We start from the raw sequence: 856 nt of genomic DNA on the forward strand, positions 1-856 counted from the left end.
CTAGGGCGTGTCCTCATTTCATTTTCAACCAAATGAAGGTGCACGCCAGGTAAACCATGGATTTGAAATTTCGTGCCAGCTTCTCAAAGCGAGTGGCAATGCTGCGAAAGTGCTTCAGCCGAGCAAAGAGGTTTTCTACCAAATGGCGATGCCTGTAGAGAAAGGCATCAAACTCCGGATTTGGCGTCCTGTTGTTTGATCTTTTGGGGATGATCGGGTTGATGCCCCCTGCCCTGGCATGGTCACGGATGCCCTCTGAATCATAGCCCTTGTCAGCAATGAAGTGGTCGGCTTGATCGACCTTCTTTATGAGGTGCTCTGCAACCGTGGCGTCGTGGACGTTACCCCCAGTGACTTCAAAATCGACCGGATTTCCATGCGCATCGGCGAGCATATGAAGTTTGGTGGTAGCTCCTCCTCGTGATTTTCCAATGGCCCGCTCTTCTCCATGCCGAGCTCCACTCGCATGCTGGTGAGCGCGGAGGTAACTTCCGTCGGCGAATACCCACTCCGTATCAATTTCGCCTCGTAGCTCAAAAAAAATTGCTCCCACAGTCCTTTGGTGGCCCAGCGGTTGAAGCGATTATAGGCCGTTTTCCAGGGGCAAAACTCACTTGGAACATCGCGCCAGGGAGCGCCGGTTCGGAGTTTCCAGAGTATTGCTTCCATCACATTTCGATCATTGGGCCAGCGGTGGCAACCCTTTGCTTTCATGGTGACTTGAAGCTGTTCCCAAATGTCATCGGTCAAAACATATCGTGTCATGGCTGTACTCCCCCTCTGTTAAGAAGAGTCGCACAACCCCACAGAAAATCAATGAGGGACAGCCTTTCTTTCAAAATGAGGACACGCCCTA

Annotated in this window: 1 protein-coding gene; it reads right to left on the reverse strand. The window is 51.6% G+C overall.

Annotated elements, in window-relative coordinates; all coding sequences use genetic code 11:
* Nucleotides 1–13: 13 nt before the first annotated feature.
* Nucleotides 14–765, reverse strand: a protein-coding gene (locus ACT3T6_RS17705) for an IS5 family transposase (RefSeq protein WP_193054704.1) whose coding sequence is annotated in 2 segments (ribosomal slippage) — nt 14–537 and nt 537–765 — 753 coding nt in all. Because the reading frame shifts where the segments join, the coding sequence is not laid out codon by codon here.
* Nucleotides 766–856: the final 91 nt, after the last annotated feature.

The sequence above is a fragment of the Halomonas sp. 72 genome (genome assembly GCF_052379785.1).
In the GTDB taxonomy this organism is placed as follows: domain Bacteria; phylum Pseudomonadota; class Gammaproteobacteria; order Pseudomonadales; family Halomonadaceae; genus Vreelandella; species Vreelandella citrativorans.